The organism is Streptomyces sp. NPDC051567 (genome assembly GCF_044454165.1).
Taxonomy (GTDB): Bacteria; Actinomycetota; Actinomycetes; order Streptomycetales; family Streptomycetaceae; genus Streptomyces.
This window is the reverse complement of the sequence record NZ_JBITDK010000027.1, coordinates 62,216-84,136: the sequence shown is the minus strand read 5'-3', so window position 1 is coordinate 84,136 and position 21,921 is coordinate 62,216. Positions and strand designations below refer to the sequence as shown.

Genomic DNA, 21,921 nt, shown 5'->3' with positions numbered 1-21,921 from the left:
TGCCTGGGCGAATACCCGGGTCGACGGTAGCAGCCGGGCCGCCCCGCGACCGGCCGGAAGGGCCCGGGGCCCCGGAGTCGTAGGCTGTTCGCGTGCTCTTGCTCGCTGTAGATACCGCCACGCCCGCCGTCACCGTCGCCCTGCACGACGGCGAGTCCGTCCTCGCCGAGTCGAACCAGGTCGACGCCCGCCGCCACGGGGAGCTGCTGCTGCCCTCCGTCGACAAGGTCCTCGCCGGAGCCGGGCTCACGCTCGACGCCGTCACCGGCATCGTCGTCGGCGTCGGCCCCGGCCCCTACACCGGGCTGCGCGTCGGCCTCGTCACCGCCGCCACCTTCGCCTCCGTGCTGGGCGTGCCCGTCCACGGCCTGTGCACGCTGGACGGCCTCGCGTACGCCGCCGGGGCCGCCGGGATCGAGGGCCCCTTCACCGTCGCCACCGACGCGCGGCGCAAGGAGGTCTACTGGGCGCGGTACGAGGACCCGTACACGCGGGTCGGCGAGCCCGCCGTGGACCGCCCCGCCGACATCGCCGAGCGGGTCGCCGGAGTGCCCGCGGTGGGCCAGGGCGCGCGGCTCTACCCCGAGGTGTTCCCGGACGCGCGCGAGCCCGAGCACCAGTCGGCCGCCGCCCTCGCGGCCCTGGCCGCCCGGCGACTGGCGGCCGGGGCGGAGTTCCTCCCGCCGACCCCGCTCTACCTGCGCCGGCCCGACGCGCAGGTGCCCAAGAACTACAAGGTGGTCACCCCGCAGTGACCGCCGGCCCGCCGCCCGACCACGGCCCCGCACCGGCGCCGCCGCGCGGCGGCGCCGTCGCACTGCGCGAGATGCGCTGGTGGGACATCGAGCCCGTGCTGGAACTGGAGCACGAGCTGTTCCCCGACGACGCCTGGTCCGCCGGGATGTTCTGGTCCGAGCTGGCCCGCTCCCGCGGCCCGCACGCCACCCGGCGCTACGTCGTCGCCGAGACCGCCACCCCGGCCGTCGAAGGCGAAGGTGAAGGCGAAGACGACGGTATCGGCGACGTCACCGGCAGCGGCAGTGGCTCCGGCCGCCGTCTCGTCGGCTACGCCGGGCTGGCCGCCGCCGGTGACCTGGCCGACGTCCAGACCATCGCCGTCGCGCCCGACACCTGGGGGACCGGGCTCGGCGCCCGGCTCCTGACCGACCTGCTGCGCGCCGCCACCGCGTTCGAGTGTGCCGAGGTGCTGCTGGAGGTCCGGGTCGACAACACCCGGGCCCAGCGGCTCTACGAGCGCTTCGGCTTCGAGCCCGTCGGTTTCCGGCGCGGCTACTACCAGCCCGGCAACGTCGACGCGCTCGTGATGCGCCGCTCCGACCCCGCGACCGATTCCACGACCGACCCCGCGACCGCACGCTCCGTACCCGTGCACGGACCCGTACAAGGTGAGACCCATGGCTGACGAACCGCTCGTCCTCGGTATCGAGACCTCCTGCGACGAGACCGGCGTCGGCGTCGTCCGCGGCACCACCCTGCTCGCGGACGCGATCGCGTCGAGCGTGGACGAGCACGCGCGCTTCGGCGGCGTCGTGCCCGAGGTGGCCTCGCGGGCGCACCTGGAGGCGATGGTCCCGACCATCGAACGCGCCCTGAAGGAGGCCGGGGTCAGCGCCCGCGACCTCGACGGCATCGCCGTGACCGCCGGACCCGGCCTGGCGGGGGCCCTGCTGGTGGGCGTCTCGGCGGCCAAGGCGTACGCGTACGCGCTCGGCAAGCCGCTCTACGGGGTCAACCACCTGGCCTCGCACATCTGCGTGGACCAGCTGGAGCACGGGCCGCTGCCGGAGCCGACGATGGCCCTGCTCGTCTCGGGCGGCCACTCCTCGCTGCTCCTGGCACCGGACATCACCAGCGACGTACGGCCGCTGGGCGCGACCATCGACGACGCGGCGGGCGAGGCGTTCGACAAGATCGCCCGCGTGCTCCAGCTGGGTTTCCCCGGCGGCCCGGTCATCGACCGGCTGGCGCGCGAGGGCGACCCGAAGGCCATCAACTTCCCGCGCGGGCTGACGGGGCCGCGCGACGCGGCGTACGACTTCTCCTTCTCCGGGCTCAAGACGGCCGTCGCCCGCTGGATCGAGGCGAAGCGGAACGCGGGCGAGGAGGTGCCGGTGCGCGATGTGGCGGCGTCCTTCCAGGAGGCCGTGGTGGACGTGCTGACGCGCAAGGCGATCCGCGCGTGCAAGGACGAGGGCGTCGACCACCTGATGATCGGCGGCGGTGTGGCGGCCAACTCCCGGCTGCGGTCGCTGGCGAAGGAGCGGTGCGACGACGCGGGGATCGTGCTGCGGGTGCCCCGGCCGAAGCTGTGCACGGACAACGGCGCGATGGTGGCGGCGCTGGGCGCGGAGATGGTCAAGCGGAACCGGCCGGCCTCGGACTGGGACCTGTCGGCGGACTCCTCGCTGCCGGTGACCGAGCCGCACGTCCCGGGCACGCACCCGCACGACCACGGGCACGACGGCCACGGTCATGACCACGGCCACGGTCATGACCACGGCCACAGTCATGACCACGGCCACAGTCATGACCACCTGCACGAGCTGAGCAAGGACAACCTGTACTCATGACCACCGTCGCGCTGATGTGGGAGGCCCGGGCCGCCGCCGGCCGGGGCGGCGAGCTGCTGGAGTGGGCCCGCGCGCAGGTCCTGGCCCGGGAACCGGCGCGCCGCGAGGTGCTCCGGGCCCCACAGGACCGGGTGCTGGTCATCACCTGGTGGGAGACGGCCGGGGGCGTCACGGCGGACCTGCCCGAACTCCCCGAACCCGCCGCCGACCTGGTCGTGCGCGCGGTCCACCGCTGGCGGTTCGAATCCGTGGAGACCGGCGGGGGCTGATCCGGCGGGGGCTGATCCGGCAGGGGCGCCCGGGGCCGCCGTCCGGGGCTTCGGGGGCCCGTACGGAGCCTGCCCGGCCCGGCCGGGCTCCACCCGGCCGGACTCCAGCGCCGCTGCACGCGGTGGCGCTATCGTCATGAGCATGCCTTGTCGCGAGCTGCCGCCTCCGCCGCCCCCCGCGCATCCGCGCGCCTGGCAGGACGAGGCCGTCGTACGGGCCGACCGCGCGCGGGTCCTGCGGGAACTGGGCCGCAGCGCTCTGGGCCCGGGGCGGCTGCTGCTGCTCTGGGCCGTCTCGGCGGTCTTCGTCCTCGGCTGGTCCTTCCTCGGCACGGCGGTGACGGCCTTCGGCGACGGCGGCCTGTCCGGGCACGCCCTGGGCGTGCTCTTCGCCGCGCTCGGGGTGGGCGTCCTGGTCCCGGCCGGGTTCTGGCTCGTCTCGGGCGCCCGGCACGACCGGCGGGCGCGCCTGCTGCTCGACGCGTGGGCGAGGGCGGGCCGCGACCCGGCCGTGGACGCCCGGGTCCGCGCCCCCGGCCGGAGCCTGACCTGGCTGCTGGCCTCGCTCGGGCTGGGCGCGCTGGCGCTGTGGGTGGTCCTCGGGGCCACGGCCTCGGCCCGGCCGGGCGAGGACACGTACGCCGAGGTCGCCTACCACGTCGGGCTCGGCATGATCCTCTGGGTCACCGCGCTGCTGGGCGTCGCCAAGGCGGCGGCGCACTACCGCTGGGCCGTACGGGCCTTCCCGGGCCCCGGCGGGACTACCGCCGCCCCGCCGCCCCCGGAGCCGGGGCGGGAACCGGGGCAGGGGGCCTGGCCGGGGACCCGATCAGCATCGACGGAGCCCCCGCCACCCGGGTCAGGAAGACGGTCGCGGAGTTCGGCCCCTGCGGCTTGACCTTCCGGCGCAGCTCCTCGGGCTCGATCGCGGAGCCCCGCTTCTTCACGGTCAGGATGCCGACCCCGCGCTCCCGCAGCAGCGCCTTCAGCTTCTTCAGGCCGAAGGGCAGCACATCGGTGATCTCGTACGCGGTCGCGTACGGCGTCGCGCGCAGCTCGTCGGCGGTGATGTAGGCGATGGTCGGGTCGATCAGCCTGCCGTCCAGCTCCCGGGCCACCTCGGCGACGAGATGGGCGCGGATGACGGCCCCGTCCGGCTCGTAGAGGTAGCGGCCCACCGGCCCGGCCTGCGGGTCGGGGAGCGGGTCGGTGGTGTGCAGGGAGCGGGGGCCGGGCAGCAGGGTGGCGCGGACCGTCCCGGGGGAGGTCCCGAACCAGAGCACGGCCTCCTTGACGTCCCCGTGGTCGGAGATCCACTCGGCCTCGGCCTCGGCGGGCACGGCCTCGTGCGGGATGCCGGGGGCGATCTTGACGGCGGCGTACCGGGCCGCGCGGGCGGCCCCGACCGCCCAGGACAGCGGCGGCGAGTAGGACTCCGGGTCGAAGATCCGCCCGCCCCCCGCCCGGCCGCCGCGGCGGGCCGGGTCGACGAAGACGGCGTCGTACGCGCGGACGTCCACCTCCGTCACGTCCGCCTCCCGGACCTCGATCAGCTCCGTCAGCCCCAGCGCCTCGGCGTTGGCGCGGGCGACGGCGACGGTCAGCGGGTCGTGGTCCACCGCCAGGACCCGGATGCCGAGCCGGGCCAGGGCGAGGGCGTCCCCGCCGATGCCGCAGCAGAGGTCGGCGAGGCTGCGCACGCCCAGCTCCGCGAGGCGCCGGGCGCGGTACGAGGCCACGGAGGCGCGGGTGGCCATCTCGCCGCCGCCGGGCGTGAAGTACATCCGGAAGGCGTCCTCGGCCCCGAACTTCGCCACCGCCCGCTGCCGCAGCCGGGCCTGCCCGAGCGCGGCGGAGACCAGCTCGGCCGGGTGCTCGCGGCGCAGCCGGGTGGCGAGGGCGAGTTCCTGGGCCGGGTCGTGGTCGCGGAGCGAGTCGAGGAGGGCGCGGCCCTCGGGGGCGAGGAGGGCGGCGAAGGCTTCGGGGGTCACGGGGTCCATTGTCGGCGACGGGCGGCCCGGGCGGACCGGGGCGGGGCCCGGGGCGGGCGGACGGCCACGGGCGCCGGGCCGCCGGGGTATGGCCCGGGGTATCGCCCGGGGTGTGGGCCTTTCGGAGGAAGGTGGGCTCCCGGCTCGCGGTGTCGCCCGGGGCGGGCGCGCGCCGGATGCCAGGATGCGCAGCTATGCAGCTAGTAGGACAAAAGGAAGATAAGACGCAACATGGTCACCGGTACGCGGCGCGTCCGCGTGGCCGGTTCGGGGTGGCGCTGGCCGCACTGCTGGTCGCGACCCTCGGGACGGCGTGCGGTTCCGCGGACTCCGGGGCACCGGAGAAGTCGAAGACCGGCAAGGAGGCGGGCGCCGCGGGCGCGGCCGGGGCCGCCGTCACCCAGGCGGAGCGGCTGAAGGCGGCCCAGCAGGCCCGCGTCGTCGCCGCGAAGAAGTGGGGCCTGGCCAAGGTGCCGCTGGCCGCCCCGGCGGCGCCGAAGGAGAAGCCCGAGATCACCACCCGCGAGGGCTTCGAGGTGTGGGGCGGCGACGAACTCCCACCCGTCTTCACCACCGTCCCGACCGAGGACAAGGTCGTCTTCCTGACGATCGACGACGGCGCGGAGAAGGACCCCGAGTTCCTGAAGATGATGCGGGAGCTGCGCATCCCGTACACGGCCTTCCTCAGCGACTACGTCGTGCGGGACAACTACCCGTACTTCAAGGAGATGCAGGCGGCGGGGGTCACGCTGAACAACCACACCCTCAACCACCGCTACCTGCCCGCGCTCTCCTACGAGCAGCAGCGCGAGGAGATCTGCGGCCAGCAGGACACGATCCAGCGGGTGTTCGGCAAGCGGCCGACGCTCTTCAGGCCGCCCTACGGCAACTACAACGAGGACACCCTGCGCGCGGCCAAGTCCTGCGGGATCAAGGCGGCGCCGCTGTGGAACGCCGAGGCGTTCCCCAACCGGATGGACTGGCGCGAGTGGGATCGCGACCTGCACGCCGGTGACATCATCCTCACGCACTTCCGGGGCCGGGAGGACTGGAAGGGATCGATGCCCGACATGATCCGCCACGTCATGAAGACCGTCACGGACAAGGGCTTCGCCGTGGCCCGGCTGGAGGACTACCTGTAGGCACCCGGCGGACTCCGGCGGACTCCGGCGGGAGCCGCGGCCCCGCCCGGTCGCCGGCCCCCGCCGGGGCTACGCGGTGGCCACCGGGGTGAGCGTCGTCTCCGCCGGGTCCCGGATGTCCGCCTCGCGCTGGCGCTCCGCGCTGTCGCTGATGCGCAGGAGCAGGGCGACCATGATCCAGTTGGCCAGGAGGGACGAGCCGCCCTTGGCCAGGAAGGGCAGGGCCTTGCCCGTCAGCGGGATCAGGCCGGTGACGCCGCCCGCGACCACGAAGACCTGGAGGGCCAGCGCCGAGGCGAGACCCACCGCCAGGAGCTTGCCGAACGGGTCCCGCGCGGCGAGCGCCATCCGCAGCCCCCGCTGCACGAGGAGCCCGTACAGGAGCAGGACCGCCATGACCCCGGCCAGCCCCAGCTCCTCGCCGACCGTGGTCAGGATGAAGTCGCTGCGCCCGGCGAACTTGATCAGCTCGGGGTGGCCCATGCCCAGGCCGGTGCCGGAGATGCCGCCCGTGCCGAAGCTGAACAGCGCCTGCGCCGACTGGTCCGAGGTGAGCCCCGGCGGCGGGCTCGGCGAGTAGACCGCGAGCGGCTCCAGCCAGGCCGCCACGCGCGCCTTGACGTGCGGTTCCGTCGAGCCGACCACGAAGGCGCCCACCGAGGCCATCAGCAGCCCGCACACGATCCAGCTGGTGCGCTCGGTGGCCACGTAGAGCATCACGACGAAGACGCCGAAGAAGATCAGCGAGGTCCCGAGGTCGCGTTCGAAGACCAGGACCAGCATCGAGACGACCCACACCGTGACGATCGGGCCGAGCTGGCGCATCGGGGGCAGCCGCACGCCCAGGAACCTGCGGCCCGTCAGCGCCAGCGAGTCCCGGTGGACGACCAGGTACCCGGCGAAGAAGACCGCGATCATGATCTTCACGAACTCGCCGGGCTGGAGCGAGAGCCCGAACAGGACGATCCACCGCTTCGCGCCGTAGGTGTCCGCGCCGAAGAACACCGGCGCGATCAGCAGCACCAGCGCGACGGCCATCGTGAGGTAGATGAACCGCTGGAGCAGCCGGTGGTCGCGCAGCAGCGCCACGACCAGGAGGCAGGCGGCGACCCCGACCACCGTCCACAGGAGCTGTCCGGGGGCGTTCGCGTCCGCGTCGTACCGCTCGATGTACCCCTGGTCGAGCCGGTGCAGCAGCACCAGCCCCAGCCCGGTCAGCAGCATGGCGAGGGGGAGGACCAGCGGGTCCGCGTAGGCCGCGAACCGGCGCACGCCCAGGTGCCCCACCAGCGACAGCAGCGTCATGCTGATCGTGAAGCCGGCCAGGTTGGGCGGCAGCTCGTCGTTCATGGCCAGACCGGCACTGGCACGGCCGGCGACGGTGATGAGGACGACGAGGGCCAGCAGCAGCGCCTCGGTACGGCGGCGGGCGCCCGCCGCCGTCAGGGGCCTCAGGCCACGCACCGCGCGCCGCCACCGCTCGGCTCCGGCACGGCGGCGGCCCCCGCGGCACCCGCCGCGCCCACGCCCGCCGCGCCCACGCCCGGTGTGTCCGGGCTCGCGGGGCTCGGGAGCCCGGTCCGTTCGGCGGTGCGGAGCGTTGTTTTCATGCCGTTTACGACGTTGTCGCCCTCCCCGTGGTTCCTGACGGCCGCCTCGGCGGGCGGTCCGGAGGCGGTCCGGGCGGCGGACGGAGCGCCGGTTTCCGGCCGTCCGCATCACACCCGGGGGTCGGGAATTGGCACTCCGCTTGACCGAGTGCTAATCGCCGGAATAGTGTCGCACCTGGCACTCACCCCTGGTGAGTGCCAACACAGCGACAGGCAGATCCGGCACCCGCGACGACGGATCGACCTGGTCGCCACCTCAGACAGTTAACCCCGGATCTCCGAAGGGGGAGGTCGGATCGTGACGACCACCAGCTCCAAGGTTGCCATCAAGCCGCTTGAGGACCGCATTGTGGTCCAGCCGCTCGACGCCGAGCAGACCACGGCCTCCGGCCTGGTCATCCCGGACACCGCGAAGGAGAAGCCCCAGGAGGGCGTCGTCCTCGCGGTGGGCCCGGGTCGCTTCGAGGACGGCCAGCGTCTTCCGCTGGACGTCACCGTGGGCGACGTCGTGCTGTACAGCAAGTACGGCGGCACCGAAGTGAAGTACAACGGCGAGGAGTACCTCGTCCTCTCGGCTCGCGACGTTCTCGCGATCATCGAGAAGTAGTCACTTCACCAGTCTTGCTTTGAGCTGCGCCCCTGGTCACCCCGCTGATTGCCGGGCGGCGAGGGGCGTAGTTCGTTGAACCCCGAGTATCCGAGAGGGCTGAACCGCTTCCATGGCGAAGATCCTGAAGTTCGACGAGGACGCCCGTCGCGCCCTTGAGCGCGGCGTCAACAAGCTTGCCGACACGGTCAAGGTGACGATCGGCCCCAAGGGCCGCAACGTCGTCATCGACAAGAAGTTCGGCGCTCCGACCATCACCAACGACGGTGTCACCATCGCGCGTGAGGTCGAGCTGGACGACCCGTACGAGAACCTGGGCGCCCAGCTCGTCAAGGAGGTGGCGACCAAGACCAACGACATCGCGGGTGACGGCACCACCACCGCGACCGTGCTGGCCCAGGCGCTGGTCCGCGAGGGTCTGCGCAACGTCGCCGCCGGCGCCTCCCCGGCCTCCCTGAAGAAGGGCATCGACGCCGCGGTCAAGGCCGTGTCCGAGGAGCTCCTCGCGACCGCCCGCCCGATCGAGGACAAGTCCGACATCGCCGCCGTGGCCGCGCTCTCCGCGCAGGACCAGCAGGTCGGCGAGCTCATCGCCGAGGCGATGGACAAGGTCGGCAAGGACGGTGTCATCACCGTCGAGGAGTCCAACACCTTCGGCCTGGAGCTGGAGTTCACCGAGGGCATGGCCTTCGACAAGGGCTACCTCTCCCCGTACATGGTCTCCGACCAGGAGCGTATGGAAGCCGTCCTCGACGACCCGTACATCCTGATCAACCAGGGCAAGATCTCCTCGATCCAGGACCTCCTGCCGCTGCTGGAGAAGGTCATCCAGGCCGGCGCCTCCAAGCCGCTGCTGATCATCGCCGAGGACGTCGAGGGCGAGGCGCTCTCCACCCTCGTCGTCAACAAGATCCGCGGCACCTTCAACGCGGTCGCCGTCAAGGCCCCCGGCTTCGGTGACCGTCGCAAGGCGATGCTCCAGGACATGGCCACCCTCACCGGTGCCACCGTCATCGCCGAGGAGGTCGGCCTCAAGCTCGACCAGGCCGGTCTGGACGTGCTGGGCACCGCCCGCCGCGTCACGATCTCCAAGGACGACACGACCATCGTCGACGGTGGCGGCAGCCACGAGGACGTCGTCGGCCGCGTCAACCAGATCAAGGCCGAGATCGAGTCCACCGACTCGGACTGGGACCGCGAGAAGCTGCAGGAGCGCCTGGCGAAGCTCGCCGGTGGCGTCTGCGTCATCAAGGTCGGCGCCGCCACCGAGGTGGAGCTCAAGGAGAAGAAGCACCGCCTTGAGGACGCCATCTCGGCGACCCGCGCCGCGGTCGAGGAGGGCATCGTCTCCGGCGGTGGCTCCGCGCTCGTCCACGCCGTCAAGGTCCTTGAGGGCAACCTCGGCCTGACCGGTGACGAGGCCACGGGTGTCGCGGTCGTCCGCCGCGCCGCCGTCGAGCCGCTGCGCTGGATCGCCGAGAACGCCGGTCTCGAGGGTTACGTCATCACCGCGAAGGTCGCCGAGCTCGACAAGGGCCAGGGCTTCAACGCGGCCACCGGCGAGTACGGCGACCTGGTCAAGGCCGGTGTCATCGACCCGGTCAAGGTCACCCGCTCCGCGCTGGAGAACGCCGCTTCCATCGCCTCCCTGCTGCTCACGACCGAGACCCTGGTCGTCGAGAAGCCTGCGGACGACGAGGGCGACGCCGGTCACGGTCACGGCCACAGCCACTGATCGCGGCCCCACCGAGGAAGGCCCCGGCCACCCCGCCGTTCAGGCGGCGGTGACCGGGGCCTTCCCGCGTGTGCGGGGCTGTACGGGTGCCGTTCCGGGCCGGGGCTACCGCGCGGCCAGCTGGCGCATGAGGCCCGGCGCGTCGTAGTACCACCAGCCCTCGGCGATCCGCCCGTCCTCCAGGCGGAAGGTCGTGCAGCCCGCCATGGTGACCTCCCTGCCGGTCGGAGCGACGCCCATGAACTCGCCCCGGTGCGTCCCGGTCCAGTTCCACAGGGTGGTGACGGTGTCGCCCTCGGCGAGCTGGCGCGTCCGGTCGAAGGAGAAGTCGAAGCCCTCCCGCCAGGTGGCCGCGGTGGCGCGCAGGCCCTCGCGCCCGGTGGCCCCGCCGGCGCCGGCGCCGGACATGATGTCGTGCTCGGTGTAGCCCGCCGCGACGCACTCCTCGAAGAAGCCGTCGTCGCCGCCCTTGCCCGCGAGCCCGTCGAAGACCTGGTTCACGACCAGCTTGTCCAGGTGCTCGTCCCGGATCACGTCGAGGTTCCTGAAGGTGGGCATGGACTCGCAGAGCGCCACCATCTCCTGGAACAGGGCCTCCGTCTCCGGGAGCCGGGAGTTGCGCATGGCCTCCTCGTACGAGGGGAACTCGACGAGGTCCACGTAATGGGTCCCGGCGTCGCGGTCCCGCCCGATCAGGGTGTGGGTGGCCGTGCGTCTGCCGCTGCTGCGCTCCGCCCAGTGGTCGATGAGCGAGTTCATCTCATCGGACTGCTTCGTCTCGTAATCGATGAGCTGTACGAATGTCATCGTGTCGCCTCCCAAATGGACGGGACACATCCAGTTTAGGGATATTTCACCCGATTGACGGGTTTACCCACAGGTAGACGGGGAAAGCGAAACCGGGCGGGCAGGGCAGGCCTGGGCCGGGCCCGGGGTCACTGCGGCCCGTACTTGCGGCCCGTACGGGAGGACACCCCGCCCAGGACCCCGCGCGGGGTCAGCTTCACCAGGCCCATCAGTGCCTTGTACCGGGGGTCCGGGATCGAGACCGTCCGGCCCCGCGCCAGGTCGGTCAGGGCCTCCGCCACCAGCTTGTCGGCGTCCAGCCACAGCCAGCGCGGGATGTTGCCCGTGCCCATGCCGGCCCGCTGGTGGAACTCGGTCCGCACGAAGCCGGGGCAGAGCGCCATCAGCCGCACCCCCGACCCGGCCAGGTCCTTCGCCGCGCCCTGGGTGAACTGCACGACCCACGCCTTGCTGGCCCCGTACGTGCCGCGCGGCAGGAAGGCCGCCACCGAGGACACGTTGATCACACCGCCCCGGCCCCGGGCGCGCATCGACTCGGCCGCCGCCGAGGTGAGCCGCAGCACGGCCTCGATGTGCACCTTCACCATGGCCAGCTCGTCGGCCATGGGCACGTCGAGGTAGCGGCCCTTGTTCCCGAAGCCCGCGTTGTTGACCAGCAGGTCCACCGGGTGCGTACGGTCGCCGAGGCGCCGCTCGACCGCCGCGATGCCCTCGTCGGTGGAGAGGTCGGCGGTCAGCACCTCGGCCTCGATGCCGTGCCGGTCGTGCAGCTCGGTGGCCTGTTCCGTGAGCCGCCGGGTGTCCCGTGCCACCAGCACCAGATGGTGTCCCTGGGCGGCGAGCCGCCGGGCGAAGGCGGCGCCGATGCCCGCCGTGGCTCCCGTGATCAACGCAGTCGTCATAGGCGCAACCTAACCGGCGCCTCCGCGCGGCCCGACCCCGGTCCCGCTCCGGCCCGTGCGCCCCTCAGGCAGGCCCGTACTTCTCCAGGTGGCGCAGGGCTCTCTCCCGGGCCTCCGGCTCCAGGGCGGCGCCCGCCGCCAGGGTGCGCGGGAGCAGCGAGCGGTCGGTGGTGAAGGCGCGGAACCAGAGCTCGACCGTCACGTCGTGGTCCGGGCGGTGGACGATCGCGATGGTGTCCCCGGGGGAGACCGAGCCCTCCCGGAGCACCCGCAGGTACGCGCCCGGGCGGGCCTCCCGGGTGAACCGCCCGACCCAGCCGGGCTCGCCGAGGGCGCCCTGGAAGGTCCGGCAGGGGATGCGGGCCGAGGCCACTTCGAGGACGAGCTCCGCGCCGACCCGCCAGCGGTCGCCGATCCGCGCGGTGTTCAGGTCGATGCCGGAGGTGGTGAAGTTCTCGCCGAAGATCCCGCCGGGCAGCTCGCGCCCCAGCGCCCGCTCCCACCGGTCCAGGTCCTCGCGGGCGTACGCGTAGACCGCCTGGTGGTCGCCGCCGTGGTGGCGCCCGTCGCAGACGTCGTCCCCCTCGACGCCGCTGCCCCCGGTGCCCTTGGGCCCCGGGGCGAAGACGCGGACCGGCCCGGGGACGGGGCGCTTGCCGATGCCGGTCACCCCGCCCTCCGCGTCGGTGTGGTCGACGACCGTCGCGCGGCCGGTGTTCACGGAGAGCAGGCGCGGGGGACCCGGGGGAATCACGCTCACCCCCTTACCCAAAGTGGCGTGAAGATATTCGCCCCACGGTCAAAGCGGGGCTTATGCTCGAAGGGTGATCGAGGCACGTCATCTCCGGGTTCTGCGCGCTGTCGCCGGGACCGGTTCCTTCTCCGCCGCAGCCCGCGAGCTCGGCTGCACCCAGCCCGCCGTCTCCCAGCAGATGAAGGCGCTGGAGCAGTCGGCGGGCACCCCGCTGCTCATCCGTACCGGCCGCGAGATGCGGCTGACCCAGGCCGGTACGGCCCTGGTCCGCCACGCCGCCGGGATTCTCGCCGGGCTCACCGCCGCCGAGGAGGAGGTCGCGGCCATCGCCGGGCTGCGCGCGGGCCGGGTCCGGCTCGTCTCCTTCCCCAGCGGCAGTTCCACCCTGGTACCGACCGCGCTCGCGGCGATGCGCGCCGCGCACCCGGGAACCCGGATCTCCCTGGTCGAGGCCGAACCCCCGCGCTCGGTGGAGATGCTGCGCGAGGGCGACTGCGACGTGGCGCTGGCCTTCCGGTACGGCGGGGAGCGCGGGGCGGCGGGGGCCGCCGCCGAGTGGGAGGAGCTCGTGGTGCGCCCGTTGCTGACCGACCGGCTCGTCGGGCTGGTCCCCGAGGGGCACCGGCTGGCCGGAGCCGGGCGGGTGGGCATGGCGGAGCTGGCCGACGACCCCTGGATCGCGGGCTGTCCGCGCTGCCGCCGCCATCTGGTGGAGGTGTGCGAGGAGGCGGGCTTCACCCCGCGCATCGACTTCGCCACCGACGACTACCCGGCGGTGGTCGGCCTGGTCGGCGCGGGGCTGGGCGTCGCGGTGCTGCCGGAGCTGGCGGTGGAGTCCGTCCGGGCCAAGGGCGTCGCCACCCTGTCCGTGGAACCGGCCGTCGAGCGGGAGGTCGTGGCGCTGACCCTGCCCGACCTGGCCCGGGTGCCGGCCGTGGCCGCGACCCTGGCCGAACTGGAACGGGCCGCCACCCGCTGACCGGCCGTACGGCGGTACGGCCGGGCGGGTGGGTGCGGTGCAGGGCTGGCGGGGGCCGGCGGGGCGTCCGAGGAAACGTTCCTTCGTGCCGTCGCGTCCGTCGCGTCCGTCGCGTCCCGTCCGTCCGGCCGGCCGGTGCGGCGGGTCAGTGCGGCGGGGTCGGTCCGGTCGCCGCGGTGGTCGCGGTCGTCACGGTCGACGCGGGGACCAGACGGTGCCTGGCGCGGCCCATCAGCTCCTCGCGCTCGTCCTCGGTGAGGCCGCCCCACACCCCGTAGGGCTCACGGACGGCGAGGGCGTGCGCGGCGCATTCCGAACGCACCGGGCAGCGCATGCAGACCTCTTTAGCCGAGGTCTCGCGCGCGCTCCTGGCCGCGCCCCGCTCGCCTTCCGGGTGGAAGAAGAGGGAGCTGTCGACCCCGCGGCAGGCTGCCAGCAGCTGCCAGTCCCAGAGGTCGGCGTTGGGTCCGGGGAGGCGGGAGAAATCTGCCATGGGTAGTCCTCTTGGTGCCGGTACTGAGGCGGATACGGTTCATGTCTCCACACCTACTGTCGTAGTAGATGTAAATATGACTCACTGGGAATCTAGCCTCAGACACGGGCAAAACGGAAGGAAAGCCGCCAAATAGGGCATAGCTCCAGATGGTGGACGGAAGGCTCGTGGCTCCTGTCCCGTGACCGCTTCCTCACGTAGAGTGCCGAAGGTGTCCGTCCGACCCGTAACTCTTTCGAGTGACCATCGTTGAGAGTGCGAAGGCGGTTGAACCAAGAAGCCCTCGGACAGCTGTCCGAGGGCATCGACCGCACAGGTGACGATACGTACCAGCCTGGAGGCTCAAGGTGACGCGCATCAGCAGCTGCGGAGGGCGGTCATGACATCCGTCCTCGTCTGCGACGACTCCCCGCTTGCCCGAGAGGCGCTCCGTCGCGCGGTTGCCACCGTGCCCGGCGTCGAGCGTGTGACGACGGCTGCCAACGGCGAGGAAGTCCTCCGCCGCTGGGGTGCCGACCGCTCCGACCTGATTCTGATGGATGTACGGATGCCCGGACTCGGCGGTGTGGAGACGGTTCGCCGCCTGCTCTCGGCCGACCCGGGCGCCCGCATCATCATGCTGACGGTCGCCGAGGACCTGGACGGCGTGGCCCTCGCGGTCGCCGCCGGCGCCCGGGGTTACCTGCACAAGGACGCCTCGCGCGCCGAACTGCGGGCCACGGTCACCCAGGCCCTCGCCGACCCCACCTGGCGGCTGGCCCCGCGCCGGCTCCGCTCGGCCGAGATGGGCGCCGCGCCCACGCTCACCGCGCGTGAGATCCAGGTACTGGAGGGCATGAGTCACGGCCGGTCCAACGCGGAGATCGGGCGCGAGCTCTTCCTCTCCGAGGACACGGTCAAGACCCACGCCCGCAGGCTCTTCAAGAAGCTCGGGGCCTCCGACCGGGCGCACGCCGTGGCCCTCGGTTTCCGCTGGGGCCTGGTCCGCTGACCTCCGGGTCACGGGCCGCCGGGAGCGGTCCCGTCCGCCACGGCGGACGGGACCGCCCGCCGCTCACCGGCGGCCCCGTGCGGCGCCCCGGAACAGCGCCGCCCGCCGCCTCGCCGCGTGCGTCGTGCGCGGTTTCCCCGCCCCGTCCTGCCCGGCGCGCCGCCGGGGACCGGCGGGGTGAGATCCGGGGGACGTGACGTTTCAGGGCCGCGTCCCGGTGCGCGCCGTAGTCCGCTTCGCGCGCGATGCCGCATCCTTGGGAGTGTGGAGTTCCTCGGGGACCATTCGGCCGAGCGGGAGGGGAGGGCGCAGAGCATGACTTCCGGCGCACCCGCTCATAACGCTTCGACGCACAACACGGACCGTGGTGCCGCGAATCGGCCCGGGTCCAGGCACCATGGACCGATGCGCGACGACGAGGCCCCGGGGTCACCCACGGCCACCGGCCCCACCGACGCCGCCCACAGCGGCGGCACCGGGGGTGCCAGCGCGCTCGTACGCCGTGCGGTGGAGGGCGACGAGCAGGCCACGCACGACCTGCTCGCCTTCGTGCACCCCCTGGCCATCCGCTACTGCCGCACCCGGCTCTCGCGGCTTCCCGGTGACGCTCGCCACTTCGTGGAGGACCTGGCGCAGGAGGTCTGCGTCGCCGTCCTGATGGCCCTGCCGCGCTACCGGGACACCGGGCGGCCCTTCGAGGCGTTCGTCTTCGCCATCGCCGCGCACAAGGTCGCCGACCTCCAGCGGGCCGCGATGCGTCACCCGGGCAGCACGGCCGTGCCGTCCGACGAGATGCCCGAGCGGCCCGACGACTCCCTGGGCCCCGAGGAACGGGCACTGCTCAGCAGTGACGCCGCCTGGGCCAAGAAACTTCTGGCCAACCTGCCGGAGAACCAGCGCGAGCTGCTCGTCCTGCGGGTGGCGGTCGGGCTGACGGCCGAGGAGACCGGGCAGATGCTCGGGATGTCCCCCGGAGCGGTCCGGGTGGCCCAGCACCGGGCGCTCAGCCGGCTCCGGGCCCTCGCCGAGCAGTAGGCCGCGGCGGGGGGACCGCAGGGCCGGGCGGCGGAGAAACCGCAGGACAGGCGGGGGTCGGGCGCGCGGCGAGTGCGCGGCGGACGGGCGCCGGGCCTCCGGTGGGGCGGATCTGCGCGGATCTTTGCGGGCCGTCGCGGGCCGTCGTAGGAAGCGACGAAACTTCCGCGCGGCCCGGCTCGTGGAATGAGACGCGGTGGTAGGCCGTTAGCATGGACATCCGCGCTGAGCAAGACCATTCGGGAAGGTGTCATGACTGTCAACGGCGGTAATTCCGACGGGATGCCCGACAAATTCGCCACGCTCGGGCTGACCTACGACGACGTCCTGCTGCTGCCGGGTGTGTCGGACATGGCGCCTGACCAGATCGACACCTCCTCCCTCATCTCCCGGAACGTGCGGGTCAACGTTCCGCTGCTGTCCGCCGCCATGGACAAGGTGACCGAGTCGCGGATGGCGATCGCGATGGCCCGCCAGGGCGGCGTCGGCGTCCTGCACCGCAACCTCTCCATCGCCGACCAGGCCAACCAGGTCGACCTGGTCAAGCGCTCCGAGTCCGGCATGGTCACCGACCCGATCACGGTGCACCCGGACGCGACGCTGCGCGAGGCCGACGAGCTGTGCGCGAAGTTCCGCATCTCCGGCGTCCCGGTCACCGACCCGGCGGGCAAGCTGCTCGGCATCGTCACCAACCGTGACATGGCCTTCGAGACCGACCGCAGCCGCCAGGTGCGCGAGGTCATGACCCCGATGCCGCTGGTCACGGGCAAGGTCGGCATCTCCGGTGTGGACGCCATGGAGCTGCTGCGCCGCCACAAGATCGAGAAGCTGCCGCTGGTCGACGAGGCGGGCGCCCTCAAGGGCCTCATCACGGTCAAGGACTTCGTCAAGGCCGAGAAGTACCCGAACGCGGCCAAGGACAAGGACGGCCGGCTGCTGGTCGGCGCGGCCGTCGGGGTCGCCGGGGACGCGTACGAGCGCGCCCAGGCCCTGATCGAGGCGGGCGCCGACTTCATCGTCGTGGACACCGCCCACGGTCACTCCCGGCTGGTCGGCGACATGGTCTCCAAGATCAAGTCGAACTCCTCGGTCGATGTCATCGGCGGCAACATCGCCACCCGTGACGGCGCCCAGGCGCTCATCGACGCCGGCTGCGACGGCATCAAGGTCGGTGTCGGACCCGGCTCGATCTGTACCACCCGCGTCGTCGCCGGCATCGGCGTCCCGCAGGTCACCGCGATCTACGAAGCGGCGCTCGCCGCCAAGGCCGCGGGCGTCCCGGTCATCGGCGACGGCGGTCTCCAGTACTCCGGTGACATCGCCAAGGCGCTCGTCGCCGGCGCCGACACGGTGATGCTCGGCTCGCTCCTCGCGGGCTGCGAGGAGTCCCCGGGCGAGCTGCTCTTCATCAACGGCAAGCAGTTCAAGTCCTACCGGGGCATGGGCTCGCTCGGCGCGATGCAGTCCCGCGGCGACCGCAAGTCCTTCTCCAAGGACCGCTACTTCCAGGAGGGCGTGGGCGGCGACGACAAGCTCATCCCCGAGGGCATCGAGGGCCAGGTGCCCTACCGCGGCCCGCTCTCCGCGGTGGTCCACCAGCTCGTCGGCGGCCTGCGCCAGTCGATGTTCTACGTCGGCGGCCGTACGGTGCCGGAGCTCCAGGACCGGGGCCGTTTCGTCCGGATCACCTCGGCGGGGCTCAAGGAGAGCCACCCGCACGACATCCAGATGACGGTGGAAGCGCCGAACTACTCCCGTAAGGGCTGAGTGCGCCAGGCGTGACGAAGGGCGGGCCCGGACGGGCCCGCCCTTCGCCGTTGCCGGGGCTGCGCCCCGCGCCGGCCGGGCGTACGGGGGGGCGCGGGCGGGTCCGGTCCGTGGTCGCGGGAACGCGGGCCTCCGGCGTTCGGGGATACTGGACGGGCAGACCCAGAGGAAAGGCCACCACACGTGACTGAGATCGAGATCGGGCGCGGCAAGCGCGGCCGCAGGGCGTACGCGTTCGACGACATCGCCATCGTCCCCAGCCGGCGTACGCGCGACCCGAAGGAGGTCTCGATCGCCTGGCAGATCGACGCGTACCGCTTCGACCTCCCGTTCCTGGCCGCCCCCATGGACTCGGTCGTCTCCCCGCAGACCGCGATCCGCATCGGCGAGCTCGGCGGCCTCGGCGTGCTGAACCTCGAAGGGCTGTGGACCCGGTACGAGGACCCGCAGCCGCTGCTCGACGAGATCGCGGAGCTGGACGAGGAGACCGCCACCCGGCGCCTCCAGGAGATCTACTCCGCGCCGATCCAGGCCGACCTGATCCGCCGGCGGATCAAGGAGGTCCGCGACGCGGGTGTCGTCACCGCCGCCGCGCTCTCCCCGCAGCGCACCGCCGAGTTCTCCAAGGCCGTGGTCGAGGCGGGCGTGGACATCTTCGTGATCCGCGGCACCACCGTCTCCGCCGAGCACGTCTCCGGCGCCGCCGAGCCGCTCAACCTCAAGCAGTTCATCTACGAGCTCGACGTCCCGGTGATCGTCGGCGGCTGCGCCACCTACACGGCGGCCCTGCACCTGATGCGCACCGGCGCCGCAGGTGTCCTGGTCGGCTTCGGCGGCGGCGCCGCGCACACCACGCGCAACGTGCTCGGCATCCAGGTCCCGATGGCCACCGCCGTCGCGGACGTGGCCGCGGCCCGCCGCGACTACATGGACGAGTCCGGCGGCCGGTACGTGCACGTCATCGCCGACGGCAGCGTGGGCTGGTCGGGCGACATCCCGAAGGCCGTCGCCTGCGGCGCCGACGCCGTGATGATCGGCTCCCCGCTGGCCCGTGCCACCGACGCGCCCGGCAAGGGCAACCACTGGGGCATGGAGGCCGTCCACGAGGACGTGCCGCGCGGCAAGAAGGTCGACCTCGGCACCGTCGGCACCACCGAGGAGATCCTCACCGGCCCGTCGCACACCCCGGACGGCTCGATGAACATCTTCGGCGCGCTGCGCCGCTCGATGGCCACCACCGGCTACAGCGAGCTCAAGGAGTTCCAGCGGGTCGAGGTCACCGTCTCGGACGCGCAGCACAGCCGCTGACCTCACGGTCTTGTCCGGCGTACGGCGAAGGGCCGGCACCCCCAGGACGGTTTCCCGGGGGTGCCGGCCCTTCGCCGTGGGTCAGCCCCGGCCGCGCAGCCTCCGGCGCAGACAGACGCTCCACGGGACGAGGAAGACCGCCGAGACGATCCACAGGACGCCCAGGACCACCCAGTCGGACCTGCCCTGTGCGCCGGGATCGGAGAGCATCACCAGGGAGGCGATGGCCGAGAGCGCGCCGAGGAGCAGGGCGGGGGTGCCGAGCAGCCAGAGCACGACGGTGAGCCAGGTGCGCCGCGGCGCGGGGACCTCCTCCGGTTCGGGGAGGGCGGGCCGCGGCACGGACTCCGGGTCGCGGGCGGCCATCCGGACCACCACGGCGGGCGGGACACCGGCGTCCAGGGGGGCCAGTTCGGCCGCGGTGATGCCGTGCAGGGCCGGTTCGACGGTGAGGGTGAAACCGTCGTGGCCGACGAGGTGGCGGGCGCCGTCCGGGTAGACCTGCATCAGGGAGCAGGCGGCGTAGCGGACGGTGACCTGGCTCCCCGGGCGAACCATGCTGACGCCCTCGGCCGACACGAGCAGGGCGACGCCCTTCTCGCCCACCGCGGAGTACCGCCGTCCGGTGATCAGCTCGGCGGAGTCGGTGGGCGCCGCCGTGAGCCCGGCCCACTCCAGTCCCCGGCCGGGCACCTGCACCAGGGCGTTCGACCAGAGTTCGCGGGCGACCCGGTGGAGCGCCTCGACGGTGACGGCCTCGATCGCGGCGCGTGCCTCGGCGACGGTGCGTTCGTCGCGGCGCAGCAGCAGGTTCATGGCGTACCCGGGGAGCATGGCCGCGGCGAGCTCCGGGGTGTCGAAGCGGGCCAGCGCGGTGGCCCGTACGGAGTCCAGGTCGGCCTGTTCGATCCGGCCGGCCCGCAGCGCGGCGAGGACGTCGACGAAGGCGCCGATCATCGCGTCCTGCTTCTCGGGCAGGGAGTCGGCGTACGCGGTGACGGTGGCGTGGCCGCTGTCGCGCGAGCTGTACTCGGCGGCGGCGGTGTAGGAGTAGCCGCCCTTCTGGCGCAGGGCCCGGAACAGTTCCTTGCTCAGGATCTCGGTGAACAGGCCGGCCTCGGTGGAGCGGGGCACGACCGAGGTCAGCACCAGCGCGCCGTCCTGGCCCCGGAAGTACGCCGGGGTGGCGGGCAGGGCGGAGGTGGGCTTCGGGGCGGGGCGCCACTCGCCGTCGGGGAGGGTGAGGTCGAGGCCCTCGGGGAGGGTGTCGCTGGTGATCCACAGGACGGCGTTCTCGGCGGTGAACCAGGTACGGGCCCACTCGCGGACGTGGTGCGCGGTGATGCCGCGCAGCCCGGCCTCGGCGTAGCTGGTGAGGCCGTAGGAACGGGAGCCGTACCGCCACAGGGACATGCCGTGGCCCGGACCGTGGCTGCGGCCGGCGGCCTCGGTGCGCAGGATCTCCTTCTCGGTCTCCAGGCGGTCCATGGGCAGGTCGCGCAGGGCGGCGCAGACGCCGTTGAGGTACTCGACCACGTCGGAGGGGGAACCGGTGACGTGGAAGTGGGTGTGGGCGGCGGCGGTCGCGCCGTTGTAGTGCAGGTCGCCCAGGCCGTGGTGGTGGAGGGCGAGGTGCTCGACGAGGTGGGTGATCCCGCTGGTGGCGAGGGTCTCGTCGGCGCGCCCGACGCGGAAGAAGAGGCCCGCGGTGACGGGGCCGGAGCCCGGGGCGAGGACGGTGCGGATGCCGTTGACGCGGGTGGTGGTGATGCCGTCGGCATCGGTGGTGCCGGCATTGACGGTGGTGGCAGCGGTGGTGGTGACAGCGGCAGTGGTGGGCGTGCCGGTGGCCTTGGCGGTGTCCATGGGGTCCCCTCAGCCCTTGGCCAGGGCGCTCTTGCGGTGGCGGACGAACTCTTCCTCGTGGTTGCCGAGGTAGGACCACGGGAACTCCTCGGCGGCGTCGCCGAGGGCGCGGAAGTGCGGGGCCGCCTCGGCGTGGCGGCCGGCGGCGCTGTGGACCGCGGCGAAGGCGTTGTGGGCGCCGACGGCCTGGTGGGCGTCGGCGCGGGCGGCCGGGTGCAGGACCGAGCGCGCACCGGCTTCGAGGAGCCGGGTGAGCTGCTCCGGGTCGCGCAGATACGTTTCCGCCCGGCTCTTGCCCTCCTTCTCCGCCAGCTCGACGTACTGCTCGATCTGGGCGAGGGCGACCAGGGCCCCGTTGGGGCCGCCCTCCGGTGCCCGCCGCGCGCACTCCCGGGCGAAGCCGTGCGCGGCCTCCCAGGAGCCGCCCCACTTGGGGCAGAGCTGCTGGAGGAGTTGCATCTGGCCCGAGAAGTGGTGCGGGTGGTGCTCGGCGAGCCGGTCGTAGCGGCGGCGGCTCTCGCTCTGGCCCAGTTCGAGCCCGCGCGCGGTGAGGGAGCGCAGGTACCAGGCCAGGGCGTACGCCGGGTGCTCGGCGCAGACCTCGATCAGCAGGATCTCGGCGCGCCGCAGGTGGGCGTGGAAGTCGCGGAACTGCCGCTCCGACACGTGTTCGGCGCGGGAGTCGGAGCGGATCTCCCAGCCGGTGATGATCAGTCGTTCGGCGAGCAGGGTCCGGGGCAGCGGATCGCCGGGGAGGCGGTCCGCCACCTCCTGGAGGAAGGTTTCCGCGCCGTCGGTCTCGCTGACGACCCGGCAGGCGAGGGCGCGGTCGTCCTCGTCGGGGAGGGCCTCGAAGGCGGCGGCGACACCGGTCCAGTCCTTGCGCTGGACACAGGCGCGCAGTGCGGCGAGGGAAGGGATGCGGTCGACGGGTTCGAACACGGGCCGACCGGGTGGAGGAAGAGCAGACACGCGCGGATCATATGGCCGGGGGCGTGGCCGCCGACAGGTCATTCCCTTCGGAATCGGTCCGGTCTCCGGCCGCTTCCCGACCGGCCGCTTCCCGTCGGGCTG

General features: G+C 72.9%; 21 protein-coding genes. 12 read left to right on the top strand and 9 right to left on the bottom strand.

Features of this window, described 5'->3' with window-relative positions; genetic code table 11:
• Nucleotides 1-92: 92 nt before the first annotated feature.
• From tsaB to ACIA5F_RS24915, 4 genes are all read left to right on the top strand, one after another.
• The gene (gene tsaB / locus ACIA5F_RS24930; protein ID WP_399356556.1) at nt 93-755 is read left to right on the top strand and encodes a tRNA (adenosine(37)-N6)-threonylcarbamoyltransferase complex dimerization subunit type 1 TsaB; all 663 of its coding nucleotides are present in this window, start codon (nt 93-95) and stop codon (nt 753-755) included.
• A gap of 71 nt (nt 756-826) precedes the next feature.
• The gene (rimI, locus tag ACIA5F_RS24925; protein ID WP_399356582.1) at nt 827-1,423 is read left to right on the top strand and encodes a ribosomal protein S18-alanine N-acetyltransferase; all 597 of its coding nucleotides are present in this window, start codon (nt 827-829) and stop codon (nt 1,421-1,423) included.
• Nucleotides 1,416-2,591 (top strand): tRNA (adenosine(37)-N6)-threonylcarbamoyltransferase complex transferase subunit TsaD, encoded by a 1,176-nt coding sequence (gene tsaD, locus ACIA5F_RS24920; RefSeq protein WP_399356554.1) that lies wholly within the window; start codon nt 1,416-1,418, stop codon nt 2,589-2,591. The genes rimI and tsaD overlap by 8 nt, the downstream gene beginning before the upstream one ends.
• Complete coding sequence (locus tag ACIA5F_RS24915; protein WP_399356552.1) at nt 2,588-2,860, top strand: hypothetical protein; 273 nt, start codon at nt 2,588-2,590, stop codon at nt 2,858-2,860. The genes tsaD and ACIA5F_RS24915 overlap by 4 nt, the downstream gene beginning before the upstream one ends.
• A 761-nt stretch (nt 2,861-3,621) precedes the next feature.
• Here the strand turns inward: ACIA5F_RS24915 and ACIA5F_RS24910 are convergent.
• Complete coding sequence (locus ACIA5F_RS24910) at nt 3,622-4,860, bottom strand: methyltransferase domain-containing protein (protein ID WP_399356550.1); 1,239 nt, start codon at nt 4,858-4,860, stop codon at nt 3,622-3,624.
• Nucleotides 4,861-5,123: 263 nt separating this feature from the next.
• Between ACIA5F_RS24910 and ACIA5F_RS24905 the strand changes: the two genes are divergently transcribed.
• Nucleotides 5,124-5,993, top strand: coding sequence for a polysaccharide deacetylase family protein (locus tag ACIA5F_RS24905; protein WP_399356548.1), 870 nt, complete (start codon nt 5,124-5,126; stop codon nt 5,991-5,993).
• 69 nt (nt 5,994-6,062) lie between these two features.
• On the opposite strand, the gene ACIA5F_RS24900 is transcribed toward ACIA5F_RS24905, so the two are convergent.
• On the bottom strand, nt 6,063-7,457 hold the full coding sequence (locus ACIA5F_RS24900; RefSeq protein WP_399356546.1) for an FtsW/RodA/SpoVE family cell cycle protein: 1,395 nt from the start codon (nt 7,455-7,457) through the stop codon (nt 6,063-6,065).
• A complete protein-coding gene (locus ACIA5F_RS24895; protein WP_399356544.1) occupies nt 7,445-7,603 on the bottom strand; it encodes a hypothetical protein in 159 nt (52 codons plus the stop codon). Before ACIA5F_RS24895 ends, ACIA5F_RS24900 begins: the two co-directional genes overlap by 13 nt.
• A 298-nt stretch (nt 7,604-7,901) precedes the next feature.
• Between ACIA5F_RS24895 and groES the strand changes: the two genes are divergently transcribed.
• Both groES and groL read left to right on the top strand, forming a co-directional pair.
• Nucleotides 7,902-8,210: a co-chaperone GroES gene (groES, locus tag ACIA5F_RS24890; RefSeq protein ID WP_399356542.1), complete on the top strand. Its 309-nt coding sequence runs from the start codon at nt 7,902-7,904 to the stop codon at nt 8,208-8,210.
• 112 nt (nt 8,211-8,322) lie between these two features.
• Entirely contained in the window at nt 8,323-9,945 is a 1,623-nt protein-coding gene (gene groL / locus ACIA5F_RS24885) for a chaperonin GroEL (protein ID WP_399356540.1), read from the top strand.
• A gap of 105 nt (nt 9,946-10,050) precedes the next feature.
• On the opposite strand, the gene ACIA5F_RS24880 is transcribed toward groL, so the two are convergent.
• The 3 genes from ACIA5F_RS24880 to ACIA5F_RS24870 all read right to left on the bottom strand — a co-directional run bounded on the left by ACIA5F_RS24880 (nt 10,051) and on the right by ACIA5F_RS24870 (nt 12,414).
• Nucleotides 10,051-10,752: an ester cyclase gene (locus tag ACIA5F_RS24880; RefSeq protein WP_399356538.1), complete on the bottom strand. Its 702-nt coding sequence runs from the start codon at nt 10,750-10,752 to the stop codon at nt 10,051-10,053.
• A 128-nt stretch (nt 10,753-10,880) separates the two neighbouring features.
• Complete coding sequence (locus ACIA5F_RS24875; protein WP_399356537.1) at nt 10,881-11,654, bottom strand: SDR family NAD(P)-dependent oxidoreductase; 774 nt, start codon at nt 11,652-11,654, stop codon at nt 10,881-10,883.
• Between the two features lie 64 nt (nt 11,655-11,718).
• Nucleotides 11,719-12,414, bottom strand: a complete 696-nt coding sequence (locus ACIA5F_RS24870) for an MOSC domain-containing protein (RefSeq protein WP_399356535.1) — start codon at nt 12,412-12,414, stop codon at nt 11,719-11,721.
• 64 nt (nt 12,415-12,478) lie between these two features.
• On the opposite strand from ACIA5F_RS24870, the gene ACIA5F_RS24865 reads away from it, so the two are divergent.
• Nucleotides 12,479-13,387 (top strand): LysR family transcriptional regulator, encoded by a 909-nt coding sequence (locus ACIA5F_RS24865; protein ID WP_399356533.1) that lies wholly within the window; start codon nt 12,479-12,481, stop codon nt 13,385-13,387.
• A 145-nt stretch (nt 13,388-13,532) separates the two neighbouring features.
• Here the strand turns inward: ACIA5F_RS24865 and ACIA5F_RS24860 are convergent, their stop codons facing one another.
• On the bottom strand, nt 13,533-13,880 hold the full coding sequence (locus ACIA5F_RS24860; protein ID WP_399356531.1) for a WhiB family transcriptional regulator: 348 nt from the start codon (nt 13,878-13,880) through the stop codon (nt 13,533-13,535).
• A 379-nt stretch (nt 13,881-14,259) separates the two neighbouring features.
• Between ACIA5F_RS24860 and ACIA5F_RS24855 the strand changes: the two genes are divergently transcribed.
• The 4 genes from ACIA5F_RS24855 to ACIA5F_RS24840 all read left to right on the top strand — a co-directional run bounded on the left by ACIA5F_RS24855 (nt 14,260) and on the right by ACIA5F_RS24840 (nt 18,981).
• A complete protein-coding gene (locus ACIA5F_RS24855) occupies nt 14,260-14,871 on the top strand; it encodes a response regulator transcription factor (protein ID WP_003948568.1) in 612 nt (203 codons plus the stop codon).
• Between the two features lie 405 nt (nt 14,872-15,276).
• The gene (locus ACIA5F_RS24850; protein ID WP_399356529.1) at nt 15,277-15,906 is read left to right on the top strand and encodes a sigma-70 family RNA polymerase sigma factor; all 630 of its coding nucleotides are present in this window, start codon (nt 15,277-15,279) and stop codon (nt 15,904-15,906) included.
• A gap of 252 nt (nt 15,907-16,158) precedes the next feature.
• Complete coding sequence (gene guaB, locus ACIA5F_RS24845) at nt 16,159-17,673, top strand: IMP dehydrogenase (RefSeq protein ID WP_399356527.1); 1,515 nt, start codon at nt 16,159-16,161, stop codon at nt 17,671-17,673.
• Nucleotides 17,674-17,856: 183 nt separating this feature from the next.
• Nucleotides 17,857-18,981 carry a GuaB3 family IMP dehydrogenase-related protein gene (locus ACIA5F_RS24840; protein ID WP_399356525.1) on the top strand — a complete coding sequence of 375 codons (1,125 nt, stop codon included), beginning with the start codon at nt 17,857-17,859 and terminating at the stop codon, nt 18,979-18,981.
• Nucleotides 18,982-19,062: 81 nt separating this feature from the next.
• Here ACIA5F_RS24840 and ACIA5F_RS24835 read toward each other — a convergent pair whose 3' ends face one another.
• Together ACIA5F_RS24835 and ACIA5F_RS24830 are read right to left on the bottom strand one after the other, a co-directional pair.
• Nucleotides 19,063-20,847, bottom strand: coding sequence for a M16 family metallopeptidase (locus tag ACIA5F_RS24835; protein WP_399356523.1), 1,785 nt, complete (start codon nt 20,845-20,847; stop codon nt 19,063-19,065).
• A gap of 9 nt (nt 20,848-20,856) precedes the next feature.
• Entirely contained in the window at nt 20,857-21,819 is a 963-nt protein-coding gene (locus ACIA5F_RS24830; protein WP_399356521.1) for a hypothetical protein, read from the bottom strand.
• Between the last annotated feature and the right edge of the window lie 102 nt (nt 21,820-21,921).